The following is an 18,547-nucleotide window of genomic DNA, read 5'->3' on the forward strand; positions in this document are numbered from 1 at the left end:
ATTAGCTATTAAAAAGTGTGTGCACTTACTGGAGCAGAATACTGATTGATCGCTGAAAGTACTGGTAATTTGTACAGAGAAAGGTCAACAATCTTTGCACCTGCTGCAAGAGCCTTGACTGGGTTGCCTGCAACACCAGACTCACGAATACTCTGTGGAATCTGTACCACCTGACGTGGGTCGTCCTTCTCCAACCAATCAAGGTTCTTTGAAGGTCTACCATTAGCACCAATCAGACGACGTGGAATCACGATATTGTAACGTCTGATATCCATCCAACGCAAACCCTGGTGTACAGTTTCGATACGACGGAAGTTAAGCAGACACTGCAAGAGTGACTCCTGCACTGAGCCTTCAACGTCAATTGTGAAGCGAGGGCTAATATGCTTCTTGAAACTTGGCACCATCTTATCGGCATCAGCGTATGCGTATGGAACTGTCTTGAAGTAAGTTTGTACACTTGTTGGGGTAAGTGTTACATTGGTATTGAAGAAGTTCTTCATCCAGATAGTCATATCTGCACAAGCAGCATCATTCTGACCAAGCATGATTTCAGCCTCTGCACGGTTGAGCAAAGCCTCATCCATGGTGAAGTCAACATTCAATGTGCGAAGATAACCAGAGCCTGTTGTTGTATTAACAATCTCCATCTCACGTGGAAGTTTCATCAACAAAGCAAAGTTACTCTCAGCTTGATTAACGGTAAATGGCTTCCAAATGAGGTTTGAAGATGTACCCCAAATGTTATTGCTCTGGAACAATTCTGTCTCTGACAAATAGTTAGTGAGTGTATAACGCTTACTTGTTAACCATGGTGCAAGAGCCATACCAGCATTGCTGACACTGGTTTGAATAAGGAGATTACAATCTGCAGAAGCACTACAATAAGCCTCAGCAATCTTTACTGCCTGCTCTGACTTACTCAGTGGCATAGCCTGTAAAGAAGCGTAATCACGCAAAGAAGCGGCTGGGTTGCTACCTAAGAGCTTATCAGCATATTCCTTTGCCTTCTCCCACTTCTCATAATAGAGGTAGAAACGAGTTGCAAAGGCGTAAGCAGCCTGCTTATTGAAGTGGTACTTTGGTACCTCGTATGTATCATTAATCAATGGAATACCAGCCTCAATATCTTCAGCTATCTTTGCATAGACATCAGCTACTGTACCACGAACACTCTGTTCTGCAGCAGCAGAGAAGTCTGCAATACCTGTTGCATAATAGAGTCCAGCATCTTTTGTACTGGTCTTACCATTATAAGGACGGCAGAACTCATTAGCAAGAACAAAGTGGTTATAAGCACGGAGAACCAAAGCCTCACCCTTTGAATTACGAAGTATATCGTTCTTTGGTCCGCCCTGATCCTCAATGGCAGCCAAAGCCTCATTCGCCTTATAGATACCTCCATAATAAAGCATCCACACCTGCTCTGGAGAGTCATTACCACCCTCTGTCTGCTCCTGCCAGAAGAAGTACTGGTCACCACCACGGTTACCCTGGCTATTCTGTGCTCCCATGTAATCGGTATTGTCAGACATCCACTCATTAAAGAGAGTCGGTGTACGATCCGGATAGGCTGTCACAAGTAGACCCGCAATCTTCTTTGGTGTGTCCAAAGTCGTACGGTTGTCTGGCAACGTATCCAATTGGTCAGCACAAGATGCAAGTATCGCTACAGATGCAAGCATCATGCTGCCCTTATATATGATATTCTTGATTTTCATATTCGTTCTATATTAAATTACTTCTGGTTCTGATTCAGCGTCTTTCTTTTAGACTGGTGACTGTCATATTCCTACCACTTGCCTTGTGAAGGTTTCCTATATTACCATCAACATTTGAAAGATTCCCAGCTGAACTTAAAGCCTCAGTTAAAATATTAAAGACCTAATCTCAATGTCATGGTGAACTGCTTTGGAACTGGGGCAGCCACACCACCTGTATTGAAGAACTCTGGATCCTGACCGTTCAGCTTCTGATCTGAATAGAAGAGGAAGAGGTTAGTTGCCTGAAGCTTCAAAGCCAGACTGCTAACACCAATACTTCTAATCATTGCTGCAGGGAAAGTGTAACCCAATGAGATTTCCTTCATACGAACGAAGTCACCCTTAGCGATACGAACATCAGAGTAGTTATAAGCATTGTATGCTACATCCAACTGTGGATTGTTACGATTCTGACGACGTGCAGCAATAACAGGAACATTAGTCACAGCCTCATCACCACTGTATGTCCAACGATTGCGGAACTCCTTAGGCAAAGCATCCATATCGTCATAGCGATTGCTGAAGATATGGTTCAAACGAACCTTATTACCAAAGCTATAAGTAACGAATACGTTGAGGTCCCAGTTCTTATAACGGAGGATGTTACCGAATGAACCCGTTGTTGTTGGGTCGGCAGGACCTTCATACTTCAGATACTTAATCTTCTCCTGATCACGTTCCTGAAGATTAAGACTTGAGTTAGTTCTTCTGCCATCCTCATTCATAAATGTTGGCAGACCCTCACCATCAAGTCCAGCAAATGGGATGCTGAAGATAGAGTTTACTGGGTAACCTACAAGACTATAACCAGTTCCCTGTACGAGGTCGATAACACGTGCATGGGTGAAAAGACTTGTAATCTCATTGTGTGTCCATGAGAAGATAAAGTTAGATTCCCAACTAAAGTCCTTTGTCTTAATGTTATGTGTATTCAAAGACAACTCCATACCATTTGACTTCATTGAAGCAACGTTGGCAAGGTTATAAGAACCCAGCTGTGGATGGCTCACGTAACCGATGAGGTCTCTGTTGCGACGCCAGTAGAAGTCAGTTGTAAGATTGATACGGTTATCAAGGAAACCAAAGTCGAAACCAAGGTTGAACTCACGCTTCTTCTCGTAGGTAAGATTCTTATTACCAAACTGCTCTTTGTATCCTGTCTCCTGAATAGAAGTAAATGGACGCCAAGGCACAGTTGCACTAAAGATTGGCAATGAGTTTGTTACAGGAGGACGGTCACCAGTAAGTGAATAGCTCAAACGGAATGTAGCATGTGTCAACGCCTGCTTGAACATCTTATTAAACCAACCTTCCTCATGAGCATTCCATGCACCAGAAACGTTATAGGTTGGCAACCAACGAGCTGAAGTAGCTTTACCCAGATAGTTAGTACCCTCATAACGGAAAGTACCAGTCATCTGATAGCGACCCTTATAAGAATAGGTACCTGTACCGAAGTAAGCAAGACTACGGATGTGAGTATTAGATAAACCATAGTAGTCAGAACCCTGCTCCTGGAACATCTTGAAAGCACGATAGTTCAGCTTAGCAATCTCACCAGCATCAAACATCATACCCCACTCACGGTCGAAAGTTGCCTTACGGTCAACACTATTACTCTCAACACCAGCATAAAGGTTTACGATATGTGTGTCATTGAATACGTCGTTGTAAGCAGCAGAAAGACGGGTATCCCAACCAAAGAAGTGATTACCTGATCTGTCAAGAATACCGCCTTCTTTAAGAATTGATTCTGGAAGAGAGAATGGATTATCTGGATCAGTATAAAGATAAGGATTGGCATCGCGGATAGTTGTTGTACCCATTGCACGATAAGCCAAAGCCTGATTAGAGTTTTCACGAACGATATGCTCCATCGTTGAAGCAGCACTCTTAACAGCTACCAAAGCAGTAAGCTTCAACTTTGTAATTGGCTTATAGTCAATACTTGTCTGTATACGGAAGTCGTGTACATTCAAGTCCATATAGTTATTGTTCAACTCATTGAAGATGTTGAACGGAGCATAGTTACGTGTATATGACTCGGTTGGGTCGAGTGTACGTGAAGTATTCAAAGAATAAGAGTATGGGTTGATATCAAATGCACGACTAACAGCACCTGTTGAAGGGTCAATCGTACGGCTCAACGAACCTGGAGCTCTCTGCTTACGATAAGAAGCGTTAGCAATAAGGTTCAAACCTATCTTCTTATTAATATTGTAAGTCGTATTGATGTTACCAGTGTAACGCTGAACACGGCTTGACTTATACCATCCCGGATCATACATCGCAGAGAGTGAAGCATAGTACTGACCCTTGTCTGTACCACCAGAAGCACTCACTGAGTGGTTGTGCATGATTGAACTTGAGAAAAGTTGGTCGAACCAGTCTGTATTGCGATACTCAGCAGCACGCAGATAAGCATCACGTGCAGCCTGAGTATTCTCAAGACCGAACTGTCCCTTAGTAGCGTCATACTCAGAGATAAGCTGATACATACGACCATAAACACCACTTGTAGAGGCGTTAGCGATTTCGGCATAATTCAAATAGCCCTTCTTCTCTAACTCACGATAAACCTCCATCTGGTCCTGTGAGTTCATGATATTAAAGTTCTTATAGCTTGGCTTCAAACGAAGAGTGTACTCACCAGTATAGCTCAAATGGCTCTGACCAGCCTTACCCTTCTTCGTTGTTACAACAATCACACCCGCCATAGCACGAGCACCATAGATAGATGTTGCAGAACCGTCCTTCAAAATCTGGAAGCTCTCAATGTCGTCAGCATTCAATCCAGCAATAGCTGAAGAAATCAAAGTCTTTGCATCACCTGATGACAAAGAGCTTGCATCAACATTAGCAATGTCTTCCATGATTACACCATCCACAACCCACAAAGGTTTTGACGAACCGAAGATTGACGTGTTACCACGAACACGAATCTTAGGAGCAGTACCGAACGTACCTGATACGTTCTGAACGCTCACACCAGCAGCACGTCCTTCAAGCGAACGGCTCACGTCTGCCATACCATCGAGCTTTGCTTTTGAAGCATCAATCTTGGTTGCAGCACCAGAGAAGAGGCGTTTGTCTTGCTGGGTCATACCCGTTACGACGACCTCAGTAAGCTGATGATTGTCATTAGAGAGGACAACCTTCATGCCATCTTTTGCTGTTACGGTCTGTGTGACCATACCAATGTAACTGACTACGAGTTTCTTTCCTGCAGGAACGTCGATAGTGAAGTGACCGTCGATATCGGTAACTGTACCCATCGTAGTACCTTGTACCATGACAGATGCTCCGATAACGGCTTCTCCATCGCCCTGAGAAACTACGGTTCCATTAATCTTTGCCTGACCAAACGCTGTTCCTAATGACAGAATAAGACCAAACAAAAAGAGAGTAATTCTTTTCTCCATAGATCTCTTTTGATTATTAAAATATTATTGTGTAACTGTTTCGCTAAACTTTACGTTTTTGTTTCCTAATGAAACTTTTAATTAGAGATAGGTCATAAACTTGAATGTATTGCTGCTTTTTCACAACATACAAAGATTATTACTTTCATGGGATGCAAATATATATATTATTTATAAAAACCGCAAGCATTTTTCGTGCAAAATTACATTCTCTACTAAAATTTAATTAAATACTTAACAATTTCAACAAAAGAGTACATAAAACACTTATAGTTATAAACAAAAGAGTGTGTAGTTGACAAGTTAATGTATTTAATTGATAAGTAAACATGTTTACAAACAAATAAGTCATTTACTATGATGAAAGACAAAATGCACAAAAAGAGACATAATGACATAAGAACAGAAAAAGACAAGATAAATAGAAAATAAAAAGACAAAATTACAAAATATTTGGTTTTCCTTTTTACTCTTGAAAATACAAAATAAACTCTAAGTTTGCAACAAGAAAAATAAACAAGTTATAAGCTCACTTAAAAATAAAATAGATTTATCACCTTATTATAAAAGGAGAGAACAGGAGGTATAAAGAAAATAATAAAAGGACGATTTTCTTTTATAACTTTACACCTGACAACATCTTTATAGATGGTAAATCCCCAAGCAAGCTACAAGATATAATGTAGAAAAACAAATAAATATATTGTCTACCCATTAACAAGTTTTCCGCTTTCTACGAATAACTCATCTTCATACAAAGCGAGGTTTGTAAACTATTTATTCTATATACAATCAGATGAAGTTTTCTTAGATATAATTTCAACAGATTGAATAACCCCCGAGCGCATCCAGTGCTTGACCCGAATAATATGTGCATTTAAAAGCATGTCATGAGTTGCATCATTAATTTGAAGGCGATCGCTGCTTATCATGTCATGTTTGCCATCAAATACAATATGATAAGTTCCATAACTCCGACGTCCTTGACACATGATAAATGTACCTTCAGTTATTTGTGTTTCTCCTGTAATGAGATCGAAAGAAGCATTGTAGAAGTTTGGGAAAGAAAATATGAAGACAAACACCCCATAACCTAAAAGAACAATCATACCAATAAGTTGTTTCTCACGTTTAATAAGTACAGACAAAAATGCAGCAAGAAAGAGTATAATAAACCACCCATTGAGTAAAATTATATCTATCAGTGCCAAAATTCCTTCATGCCAGTCGAAGATCCAAACAAAGGTAGAATATAACATACAGATACATAAGGACAAAATAATAATAAAACAACCTTTCAAGTCAGAGTCTTTTTTCTTCTCTTTCTCCTCCCGTTCGAAAAATGGATTCTGCTTTAAGAATTCCTCATGTGCAGTTTTTACACGTTGGTCTTCTTTTACTATATTAATATTCATACCCTTAAATATGTTAGGCTGTATATATCTACACTCTACAATAATTAATAAAACATTAACGCAAAGTTTATTAATAATATTGTTTACACGTCCACCTCATCCTTCATAAAAATACTTTCTATATATTCGAATAAGCTCGCACAGCACGTTACAACTGATTATGATTATTAGAGTATGCTAAAACTGATTACCATAAACAATAGGTTCACGTCTAAGTAAACTACTTATTAACTATATATCCATTAACAATCCACCCTCAAAGAGGCGGAGTGGCTCTGATTTGTTCTTAGTTAATTTAACCCAAATATCTAAGTATGCAATATGAATTGCAAACTTAGATATTTGGGTTAAATTATCAGTGAACAAGATATTCCTTTCAAAGAAGGATTGTTAGATAACAGAAGTAAAAAGCAGACTTGATATAGAGCACAAAAAATAAAAGGGTAGCAGAGTTATATTTTACTCTGTTACCCTTTTACTTTCCCTTTGGGAGTTTGTCTTAGGAACATCGTGTATCTCCTCCCCCTTCTTACGAGGGAGGGGCCAGCTGGTGGCTGCTTGCTTGAAGCGGCTTCTTTTCCTTTATCAAATAAACAGCAAGCCCACTTGGAAGACCACAGCACTGACCATCCAAGCTAATGCCGTTGTGTAACCTGCAGCAAAGAGTGCCCACCCCCAGCTGCCAGTCTCGCCCTTAATGGCAGCTATCGTAGCGACACAAGGGAAGTAAAGCAATACAAAGAGTAGGAACGAGAAGGCTGTCAGCGTTGCAATAGGCTCTGCTTCCTCGTAGCTGATGTGATGCATAGTTGCTACATCCTTTGTAATCAGATTATGTAGCTTTGAGTATTTGCCTGTCTCACTACTATAACCATTGTCGTCAGAGAAGCTATCATCATTAGAATAGAGTACGCCCATTGTTGATGCAACAATCTCTTTTGCACCCATACCAGACAACAAGCCAACATCCAATTTCCAATTGAAACCCTGTGGACGGAACACTGGCTCAACGGCTTTACCGAGTCGTCCAATATAGCTTTGCTCCTGTCGTGCCTGATTATCCATATTTGGGTCGTCAGGGAGTGGGAAATAGCCTAATGCCCATACGATGATAGATGCAACGAGGATAATACCTCCCATCTTCTTCAGATACTGCTTACCTTTCTCCCACGTATGGCGGCCAATGGCCTTCCACGTTGGGAAGCGGTAAGGTGGTAGCTCCATCACAAATGGTGTATCCTCACCTTTGACTACAAAGGTAGAGAAAAGTCTACTCATCACCACTGCCATTAGCACACCTATTATATATAAGGAGAGCATGGCAAGCGAACGATATTTTAAGGCAAAGAACGAACCCGTAATCATCACGTAGATAGGTAGACGAGCCGAACAACTCATTAATGGGAGTATCAGCATTGTTATCAACCTACTTCTCCGACTCTCAATCGTACGTGTTGCCATCACCGCTGGCACATTACAACCGAAGCCCATGATTAGTGGGATAAACGACTTTCCATGTAGTCCCATCTTGTGCATCAATCGGTCCATGATGAAGGCTGCACGTGACATATAACCGCAATCCTCCATATAGGAGATAAAGAAGTAAAGTATCAATATCTGAGGTAGGAATACGATAACGGCTCCTACTCCACCGATAATACCATCGACAACCATATCCTTTACTGGACCGTCAGGCATATTCGTAGAAATGAACTTGCCTAACCAGCCCACACCTGCCTCTATCCAATCCATAGGATATTGACCAATGACAAAGGTTGCAGTGAACATCACCAACAACACAAAGAAAAAGATTGGAAAACCAAAATACTTATTTGTCAGTATGCGGTCGATAAGGTGAGTTGTCTGATAAGTATCTTTCTTATCGCCTGTCGTGAACTTTGCTTCCTTCAGCGCACCATTAATAAAACCATACTTAGCATCCATGATGGCTGTTTCGCTGTCGTTACCAGTCTCTTCCTTTACTCGAGCATCTGCCGTATCACGATGATTGAATATCTCAACCGAATCGCCCAGTGGATTGACGAGTTGTTCTACGTCCTTATCATGTTCCAACAGTTTAATGGCAAGATAACGAGTAGAATAACGACGGCAGAGTTCAGGATATTTCTTCAAATGCTCCTGCATCTCTTTAATACCATTCTCTATCTCATGTCCGTGGTTGATATGGATATGGCGGAACTTCGACGACTCGTCTTCTTTCCCTTCATAAACGGAGATAATCTGACGGAAAAGTTCCTTCACACCTCTACCATTGGTAAATACCGTTGGAACCATTGGCACTCCAAAGAGTTCAGAAAGCTTTTGTGCATCAATATGATCACCACGCTGTTCTGTCTCATCAAACATATTGAGAGCACAAACCATACGTATGTGCATATCTATCAACTGGGTTGTAAGATATAGGTTGCGCTCAAGATTAGACGAATCAATCACATTGATAACTACATCTGGGGTCTTGTCAACCAATTGCTTACGCACATAGAGTTCTTCAGGACTATAGGCAGAAAGACTATAAGTACCTGGGAGGTCAACAAGGTTAAAGACATAGCCATCAAACTCAGCACGTCCCACCTTCGCATCAACCGTCACTCCCGAATAGTTGCCTACTCTTTCGTGTGCTCCTGATGCAAAGTTGAAAAGCGATGTCTTACCACAATTCGGATTACCAACAAGTGCCACATTGATTGTACGGCTCTTACGACGCACTGCATCTGACAATACCTCTGGCGTTAGTTCCTTGTCTGTGCTATCGTATGCGGAGGAGTCCATCTCAACCTTATTGTCTTCATGCCCCTCTCCGTTATCAGCAGTACGTGTCACAACCTCCGACAACACCTCAATCTGGTCAGCCTCACTGTGACGAAGACTAACCTCATAACCCATAATCTTATATTTAACAGGATCCTGCAAAGGTGCATTGAGCAATACCTCAACGGTCTTGCCCTTGATAAATCCCATTTCTATGATTCGTTTACGAAAACCACCGTGTCCCGATACCTTTACGATAACACCAGTTTCTCCCGTCTTTAATTCTGATAACTTCATAGCTTTGATAATTCAGAATTCACTTTTGATAATTCATAATTCATAATTATTCGAACGAAGTTCTCATCAGTACGTCAAAATCCATAATTATGATTACTACTGTATGCTGTATTTATTGCTGCAAGCAACTTGTTTACTCGTCTACTTGTTGGCTTGTCAACTTTTCAAAGTTCCTTTGTCTTCTTCTCAAGCAACTTGTTTACTCGTTAACTCGTCAACTTGTCTACATCGTAAGAAACAAAGATAATGAAAAAAATACAGAAATAAAAGCGTTTACTATGTAAATACCTAATAATGGGGATAGTCAACAGCATAAACAAAGGTTCTAAACGATAGATTTCTTCACGTTATAATAACGATAGCTTGGTCTGAAAAATAAGCTTATAAAAATTCAAAACAAGGAAAATACTATCACAAATCTTACAAGAATAGTTTTGTTTTCGTTTGCCGTCACTTTTAACACTTCGCTTTATAGTACTGTAAACGAACAAGTTAAGTAATAACCATGACTGAGAGCAATGACAGCAAAAATCGTTTTAGGATATTTCCTTGTTTGCAGATTACAGCAATAAAACGTACATAAAGCCTCCAATCATTATAGTGACATCAACAGATTTATACCAAGACAAAAGCAGAATACAAAAACAAATAACACATCGATTAGTCGTATAAAACCGTATAAAACACAGTTCCATAAACGAACAACTGCACCCTACGAATAGAGTGCAGTTGTTAAAAGAGTTGCAGTCATGACTATCGCCTGCTGCTAAAGATTATGTTTATTCCTTGATAGAGATTACGCTTGCGCCCCATGCCATATTCTGGAACATTGGGAAATCATGTACAGAATGGACATCCTTTTTTAGCACTAAGTCCTTCTGAGAACCTCTTGCTAATGCAAAGAGACCATAATAACCTGTATAAACTTCATCTCCACCAAAGTTACCAGGACCTATCTTCTTCTCAGATGACCAATAGTAACCATTAGTACCCTTATTCTTAACTGTGAAGTCATCATGGCTAAGAACACCTGTAAGCGGAGTAAATGCAGCCTTACCATTATTACCATTGTTGATCTTCTCGAATTCAGCCAAGCGAGGTACACGGAAACCAACTGGGCTTGGGTCATACACAGTCTTTACAAAAGTGCCTGTATATCCATGACCTTGTCCGTTGTTTGCATCCCACAAGTTGAAATAAGTAGTATTTGCAACAACACTTTCTGAATAATAAGGTTCACCATTTCCTATATCTGCAGTACTAATTGCCATCCAGTCCCAATTACCCTTAGTTGTAGGGTCTGACCAGAGTTTACGTGGTCGTGCCATAACAGATGCATATTTCACAGAATTTATCAGCGTAAAACCTCTTCTGAGTGCATCTGGATTAGTACCTGGAGACTGTAATGCCATAGGAGATGTTGGATAGAGTGGATCCTTACGTCCCTGCTGATAGTACATAGCCTCACCCTCTCTTTCCATAGAAGCAGCTTTTTGAGTGAACTCTACCTGCGCAGTCTTTCCAGTACGAGTCTGAGTAAAGGTAAGACGAACCTTACGATCCTGTTGGTAGCTTGTACCCTGCCACTTTGTATGACGGAAACCTAAAGGTTCACGCATAAAGTAACCATTATCTGTATCAACAACATCCTTAGAAGTAATCCAGATATGCCAGCTCCAAAGAACATTTCCTACACCATATGACCCATCAGGATCTGAGTTCTTGATGCCAATAATGACACTTGCCTCCTTCATGTTAGCCTTGTTAACTTTGAACTCAACATTGTCACCATTTATTGCTACGTCAGAGACAATACCAGGAGTGCTGCTCCACAACACTTCAGCCTTTGTTGCACCAGTGATTTTAGAACCAGTGATTTTAGTAGCTCCCCAAAATGGGTTTATAGCTACAGCAGAACCGTTTATACCTGATGGATTAAAAGCTTCTGTATTATCAACGCCATTCTTTTTAGCATTACCATATACCATTGGGAACGAATACTTACCACTGGCTGAAACAATATAACAGTTAGCTGTTTCCTGTGGACCATTCACCTTAGAAAGGTCTACTGTACCAGTCGCCTCAGGTGCCGCCTTAAGTGCCGCCTCACGCTCTGCCTTATAGTCATGGAAATCATTAGCAAGTGTCATCACACGAGCTTCAGCAGAAGTACCACCATTACCACTCTCAGAACTCATAGCAGCAACCATTGAAGGCTTGCCCTCTGTCCAAGTAGTACCATCAGCACTGAACTCATACTTTGTAATTGTCCAAGGCTCTGGCTTTTCAATGCTACCTGGTTTTAGACTCTTACTATAACTTGTAACTGTGAATGGAGCATTAGTTTCATCGTAGTTAAACGTTGTCTTAGCAGCCTTAGCGGTAATATGAAACTCTCTATCCAACTCATCTTTCGAATTAGAAATCGAATAAGTTCTGGTTGTACCAGCAACCCACTTCTTACCATTACCACCAATCTTTGCAACGACGCTCTTACCACTTAAGAAAGTAATCTTCACATCTGCATCTGCTGGAATATCCTGAGGAACCATGAAGAAAACACCATCGCCATCATTCATGACTTTATTTGAAATGTTTGTTGGAAATTCATCCCCTGAATCAAACTCAAGCGCAAAGTTCTTCTTTGTTGTACTTGGAGTCCATGTCTTTGTAGCAATATCGTATGTACCACTACCAAGAACATTGCGAATCTCAATCTTCTTCACCTTCTGATTATAAGAGAGATCACTACCCACCTTGAAATAAACAGCAGTTGTTGCGTGTGAGAATCTAATAGGAATCTTCTGGCTTATATAATCATCGTAATTGAATGCTTCTGTATTGGCAACCAAAACGTCAATATGCTTCTTAGCATTAGCCTCTGGCGAGTAATTAACAACTGGGTTTGTACCAGATGTTGTTGTTACCAATGGGTTTGATCCGTCTTTAGCTGGATGAACAGCAAAGAACTTCAACTTTGAAGACTCGCTCTTCTTCCACTTTACAGGATTAACCATAGTACCATCAACCTTCACCTGCTCATTGTAGAGATAGTTAGCAGCTGTGCTACCTTCCTTAGTTGCAAAGATTGCGAAATTCTTATTGATTGTCGCAAAGTTACTCATGTCTGTTACCAAAGCACGTGTAGCTGCTGGAATATAAACTGGGTTAACACCTTCAACCGTGGTCTCTACCAACTCCAGACCCTGTGCATCACCCTCAAGTGGTGTAAAAGTGGTTTCGTAAACAGATGGAGCCTTAGTCTTTGGAAGTGAAGGCTCATTGATGTTCTGAATATCAGATACAGCAAAGCTAATACCATCCTCTACTTTCTGCGTCTCCTTTACTGTTTCATTATCAGTACAAGAAGTCACAACAAATGATGCTAAGCCTACGAAGCCAGCCATCAAAGCAAATTTAAAATTTCTTGATTTCATTTCTTTGGGTTTAATTTCTTAGGTTTGTTACGGATTAGTTAGATGGTTCTGCATCAATTTCCTCTTCTCCTCCATTTTCAAATCCACCTATGGATGCGCCAAAACCTGGTTGATTACCAGAACCAGCCAAAATCGTCTCTGCCTCTACAATGTTATACACATTAATAGCAGGCGAAAAATACTTCTTTTTCATATTTTTTTACAATAGTTATCTTCTTTGTTCTAAATTACGTTTATGCTCGTCTGAGCGCAATAATACGGAACAATTTTTTGTTATCCGTTTTCCTATATATTTGTGGGTAAACTCTTTACGTGGATTGATATTTATTTTAGTCAAGTGCCTGAAAACGGTGCAAAGGTACTACATTTATCATATATTGCCAATAAAAAGAGATTAATTTTTAGAGAATTTTAACCTGATTAACAACCTAATATGAGTATAAAAAAACAAGAAAACCTTTAATTTTGCAGGGGGTTCCAATAGATGATATAGTCTGCTTAGATTAAAGAGTTTTTAACACAACACAAGCATTATTCTTAACTTTGTAAATATAATTCACAACCTCAAAAAATAAAGACCGTCTTTTAGCTTTGAATCAACGCTCTTTTGGCTTACAAAAGATGCCCTTTTGAGTTCTAACTAACGCCCTTTAAGAGTCCAACTAAGCACCTTTTATTTCGTTCACCTATAACTTACTGATTACAAACAACTTGCAAAGACGATAAAAAATACTATTTATCATGCAAAAGATAGCATTACAAAACATTTCTTTGTAAACATATTTCAGCCTTTATAATAGGTAAATATAATGATTTATACCGTATTAAAAACTAATAACAAACTATCCTATCTATATGATTTTTAGCTTATTAGTAATAAAAACATAAAAAATGCCACAGAGATGGTAATTAATAAATACCACACACATGGTATTTTTATCGTTCTCGACAAACTTTATAATGAATTATTAGGCAGAATAGAAAAGAAGCCCTATCTTTGCAAGCAGTTAAAGCAACGATACCACGTGCTACATGTCACACAAAGCCACACATATATAAAAGGTAGAACGGCGTAGCATCAAAGGTAAAATTATATAAATATAAAAGATTGTAAGAGATGAAAAGTTTAGAATTATTGTTTCCAAAAGTTGAAAGTACAAAAACATCCCTCCTATTATTGGCTTCACGCCTTATATTTGGATTGACATTTGCGAGCCATGGACTCGACAAACTACAGCATTTCTCAGAAACGGCTGCACACTTTCCTGCACCCTTCGGTCTTAGTGGTGACATTGCTGTTGGTTTGAGTATCTTCGGCGAGTTAGTGTGTGGTTTGGCATTTGCCTTCGGTTTCCTCACACGTTTAACACTACTACCAATGATTTTCACCATGATAGTTGCTTTCACAACTGTGTTTGGTGGATCGATCAGTGCAGGTGAATTACCTTTCCTCTATCTTGTCATCTTCGTTCTCTCATGGTTCGCTGGCGCAGGCAAGTTCTCTGTTGATGGCATCATTCGAAGCAAAATAAGTCGGGGTAATTCATAATTCACAATTCACATTTCATAATTATGATTACCGATATTAGCTGTGGTTTATCGCTACAAGTAACGTATTATCTCGTCAACAACGAATTACGCAAATGACACAAATTACATTGCAATAAGCATTAGCGAAATTCGTAGTCGCTAAAAGTAAGATAGAGTTTGCACATATCATAAAGTTCAAAACTCAAAGTTCAAAGTTCAAAGTTAATAATAGTAATCATAATTATGAAATGTGAATTATGAATTATGAATTATAGATTATGAATTATTAGCCCCAACACTCAATATCTTTTGCTATATCAGGCATTGTCTCTCGCTTGAAAACGGGACTCTGCACGCCCGCCCGTTTCTGTCTACGATAATCATCAAGCAGGCGGAAAGCGTATTTACCAAGTGTAAAGATGGCTATAAGGTTACAAATTGTGATGAGTGCCATGAAGAAGTCGCCAATACTCCACACAAGGTCAAGACTGGCAAGAGCACCAAATATAACCATTACACCTCCTGTTATCACACGCAAAACGAAAATAGCTGAAGGACGGTCGGTCAAGAAACGCACATTGGTCTCACCATAATAATAGTTTCCAATAATACTACTGAAAGCAAAGAAGAAAATAGCTATCGCAATAAACACTGGTCCAGCCGTACCCACTTCGCTCTCTAACGCTGCCTGAGTAAGTAATATTCCCGACTCAGAATTATTGGTATAAAGTCCGCTAATGATAATAATAAAAGCAGTACAACTACAAACGAGAAGCGTATCTGTGAATACACCGAGCGACTGGATAAGTCCTTGTTTCACGGGGTGAGTGGTTGATGCTGTCGCAGCAATGTTAGGAGCAGAGCCTTCACCCGCCTCATTACTGAACAATCCACGCTTAATACCATTCATCATCGTCGCTCCTAATCCACCACCTGCAACCTGTGTAAAACCAAAAGCATTCTCAATGATGAGGCGGAAGACGGACGGAATGAGTTGAATATTCATTATAATTATCACTAAAGCAAGGAGAACATAACCCACAGCCATCAGCGGAACGAGTACGCTACTTACCTTAGCAATACGCTGAATACCACCGAAGACAACTGCTAAAGAGAAGACTGCGAGAGCAATACCCATCCATGTCGGGTCAATCGAAAAAGCCTTCTCCATCGCTCCACATATAGTATTGCTTTGTATGGAAACATAAGCCATACAGACAGTCATCGTAATCAGTACAGCAAAGAGCTTCGCCATCCATTTACAATGCATTCCATGCAGAATATAATAAGCTGGTCCACCTATAAACGAATCGGCATGACGACGCTTATAAAGCTGGGCAAGCGTAGACTCGATAAAGGCTGTCGCAGAACCCAACAACGCTATGACCCACATCCAAAAGACGGCACCGGGACCGCCAATGGCTATGGCACTTGCCACACCAGCAAGGTTTCCCGTTCCCACACGTGAGGCAATCGAGACGGCAAAAGCTTGAAAAGACGATACATGTTTCTCGCCCTTATCATGCGTACCTGTCGATTCTGTCAGCAAACGAACCATCTCGCCAACCATGCGAAACTGTACGAAATGCGTCCGCCAAGTAAACCATAACGCACAAATAATGAGTGCGGCAACAAGGATATAAGACCATATAAAATAATTGACAGATACGATGGATTGATTTAACCATCCGTCTGCAGAAAACAATTCTATCATTTAATAAGAGATTAAATATTAGATACAAAAATACTAAAAACATCCGAAAGATATCAGATTTGTTCACAAAAAAATTGCTATTCACTTGACATTTACAATTATTTCACTAACTTTGCAAATTACTAATGGTTGATAAACACATGGTAAGAAAAAGAAAAAACAAGTTTAGAGATGTACGCGAATTTCTGATGATTGCATTGGCAATGCTCATCGGCAGCTTCGGCTGGTGTGCATTCTTATTGCCTCATCAAATCACTATCGGCGGTATTGCTGGTATTGCATCTGTCATTCAATGGGGTCTTGACATCCCTGTACAGTATACCTATCTCACTATCAACGGTATACTACTCTTTGTCGCATTAAAGATATTGGGTTGGAAATTCTGTATCAGGACCATTTTTGCCGTCTTGGTGTTCGCCTTTATAACATCGATTCTGCGTGAAGTCTTTGCTGGACATCCACTCTTTTCCGACGAGCCTTTCCTCGCCTGCGTGGTGGGTGGTGTATTGTTAGGTGTTGGAGTCAGCATCGCCTTGCAGTATAATGCCAGTTCGGGCGGATCGGATGTAATTGCGGCAATGATTCATAAGTATCGTGATGTCTCACTCGGACGTGTTATCCTTGCTTGTGACCTCTGTATCATCACCTCCAGTTATCTCGTTTTGGAGAATTGGGAAAAGGTTATCTACGGATACATTGTTCTCTTCGTAATGACCTATGTTGTGGACTACCTTATTAATGGTATGCGTGGTTCGGTGCAGTTCTTTGTCATTTCTGAACACTGGGGAGAGATTGGTTCTGCCATTAACAACGATGTTGACCGTGGCTGTACGGTTATCGAAGCACGCGGATTCTACACGGGTAAGAAGGTGGGAATGCTCTTTATCATCGCACGCCGTTCTGAAGCACACTCCATCTATCAAGTGATTGACGAGATAGACCCTAACGCCTTTGTGTCACAGGGTGCCGTAAACGGTGTTTATGGTATGGGATTCGATAGAATGAAGGTAGCACATAAAAAGAAAACAGCTGACGAGAAGGTCAGAACAAAAGAATAAGAAAGAAGGAAAGATTGTAAAGATGAATATTCAGGAACTCGAAGGTAAGCGTATTGCCATTCTCCTTTCTGGAGGTGTTGACAGCTCGGTTGTCGTCTATGAGTTTGCGCGATTAGGCCTGCATCCAGACTGTTTCTATATCAAAATAGGACCGGAAGAAAAGGAAGATTGGGATTGCAACTCTGAGGAAGACCTTGAGATGGCTACACTTGTGACCCGCCGTTTCGGCTGTAAGCTGCAGGTCATCGACTGTCATAAGGAGTATTGGGACCAGGTGACACGCTATACTATGGAGAAGGTGAAGGCAGGCTTTACACCTAATCCGGACGTGATGTGCAACCGACTGATAAAGTTTGGGGCTTTTGATGAGAAGATGGGGCATGACTATGACCTCATTGCGACGGGCCATTATGCACAGACTGAATGGATTGACGGACGTAAATGGCTCACCACAAGTCCTGACCCTGTAAAAGACCAGACCGACTTCTTAGCACAGATTTACGATTGGCAGTTAAAGAAAGCTATCTTCCCAATCGGCCACTATGAGAAGAATGAGGTGCGAGAGATTGCCGAACGAGAGAATCTCATCAATGCACGCCGTAAGGATTCGCAGGGAATCTGCTTCCTTGGAAATATCGATTATAATGAGTATGTACGCCGCTATTTAGGCGAACAGATGGGCGACGTCATCGAACTTGAAACGGGAAAGAAAATTGGCGAACACAAAGGACTATGGTTCCATACCATTGGGCAACGAAAGGGGCTCGGTCTTGGCGGTGGCCCTTGGTTCGTCATCAAGAAAGATGTAACTAAAAATATCCTGTACGTAAGTCATGGCTACGACCCTGCTACAGCCTACAAAAAAGATTTCCCGCTCCATGATTTCCACTTCTTGACAGAAGGTATCACAACTTTACCTGAGAAGATTACCTTCAAGATTCGCCACACACCTGAGTACCATCCCGCAACTGTTGAACAGTTGTCGGACGGTAGGTGTATCATTCACTCTGCCGAAAGCATCCACGGCGTTGCTCCCGGACAATTCTGTGTTGTCTATGATGAACAGCATCACCGCTGCTTTGGATCAGGAGAAATTACGTTATAAGTTGACAAGCTTTGAGTGATCAAGTTAACGAGTTTTG

Annotated in this window: 10 protein-coding genes; 3 read left to right on the forward strand and 7 right to left on the reverse strand. The window is 40.6% G+C overall.

Annotation, left to right across the window (positions count from 1 at the left end; all coding sequences use genetic code 11):
- Positions 1-8: 8 nt before the first annotated feature.
- The 6 genes from PMEL_RS08080 to PMEL_RS12240 form a co-directional block, all read right to left on the reverse strand.
- Positions 9-1,721: a RagB/SusD family nutrient uptake outer membrane protein gene (locus PMEL_RS08080; protein ID WP_120174850.1), complete on the reverse strand. Its 1,713-nt coding sequence runs from the start codon at positions 1,719-1,721 to the stop codon at positions 9-11.
- Between the two features lie 155 nt (positions 1,722-1,876).
- Positions 1,877-5,185 (reverse strand): SusC/RagA family TonB-linked outer membrane protein, encoded by a 3,309-nt coding sequence (locus PMEL_RS08085; protein ID WP_120174851.1) that lies wholly within the window; start codon positions 5,183-5,185, stop codon positions 1,877-1,879.
- Positions 5,186-5,967: 782 nt separating this feature from the next.
- Positions 5,968-6,600, reverse strand: coding sequence for a hypothetical protein (locus tag PMEL_RS08090; protein WP_120174852.1), 633 nt, complete (start codon positions 6,598-6,600; stop codon positions 5,968-5,970).
- Between the two features lie 585 nt (positions 6,601-7,185).
- Complete coding sequence (gene feoB / locus PMEL_RS08095; protein ID WP_120174853.1) at positions 7,186-9,666, reverse strand: ferrous iron transport protein B; 2,481 nt, start codon at positions 9,664-9,666, stop codon at positions 7,186-7,188.
- Between the two features lie 779 nt (positions 9,667-10,445).
- Positions 10,446-13,103, reverse strand: a complete 2,658-nt coding sequence (locus PMEL_RS08100; protein ID WP_145985358.1) for a fimbrillin family protein — start codon at positions 13,101-13,103, stop codon at positions 10,446-10,448.
- A 34-nt stretch (positions 13,104-13,137) separates the two neighbouring features.
- The gene (locus PMEL_RS12240) at positions 13,138-13,296 is read right to left on the reverse strand and encodes a hypothetical protein (protein WP_172586775.1); all 159 of its coding nucleotides are present in this window, start codon (positions 13,294-13,296) and stop codon (positions 13,138-13,140) included.
- Positions 13,297-14,220: 924 nt separating this feature from the next.
- Between PMEL_RS12240 and PMEL_RS08105 the strand changes: the two genes are divergently transcribed.
- On the forward strand, positions 14,221-14,652 hold the full coding sequence (locus PMEL_RS08105) for a DoxX family protein (protein ID WP_120174855.1): 432 nt from the start codon (positions 14,221-14,223) through the stop codon (positions 14,650-14,652).
- 267 nt (positions 14,653-14,919) lie between these two features.
- Here the strand turns inward: PMEL_RS08105 and PMEL_RS08110 are convergent, their stop codons facing one another.
- Positions 14,920-16,347, reverse strand: a complete 1,428-nt coding sequence (locus PMEL_RS08110) for an alanine/glycine:cation symporter family protein (protein WP_120174856.1) — start codon at positions 16,345-16,347, stop codon at positions 14,920-14,922.
- A gap of 140 nt (positions 16,348-16,487) precedes the next feature.
- Here PMEL_RS08110 and PMEL_RS08115 point away from each other — a divergent pair, with 140 nt between their 5' ends.
- Both PMEL_RS08115 and mnmA read left to right on the forward strand, forming a co-directional pair.
- The gene (locus PMEL_RS08115) at positions 16,488-17,405 is read left to right on the forward strand and encodes a YitT family protein (protein WP_120175506.1); all 918 of its coding nucleotides are present in this window, start codon (positions 16,488-16,490) and stop codon (positions 17,403-17,405) included.
- Between the two features lie 22 nt (positions 17,406-17,427).
- Complete coding sequence (mnmA, locus tag PMEL_RS08120; RefSeq protein ID WP_120174857.1) at positions 17,428-18,510, forward strand: tRNA 2-thiouridine(34) synthase MnmA; 1,083 nt, start codon at positions 17,428-17,430, stop codon at positions 18,508-18,510.
- The last annotated feature ends 37 nt before the right edge of the window (positions 18,511-18,547 follow it).

The sequence above is a fragment of the Prevotella melaninogenica genome (genome assembly GCF_003609775.1).
GTDB classification, from domain to species: Bacteria; Bacteroidota; Bacteroidia; order Bacteroidales; family Bacteroidaceae; genus Prevotella; species Prevotella melaninogenica_A.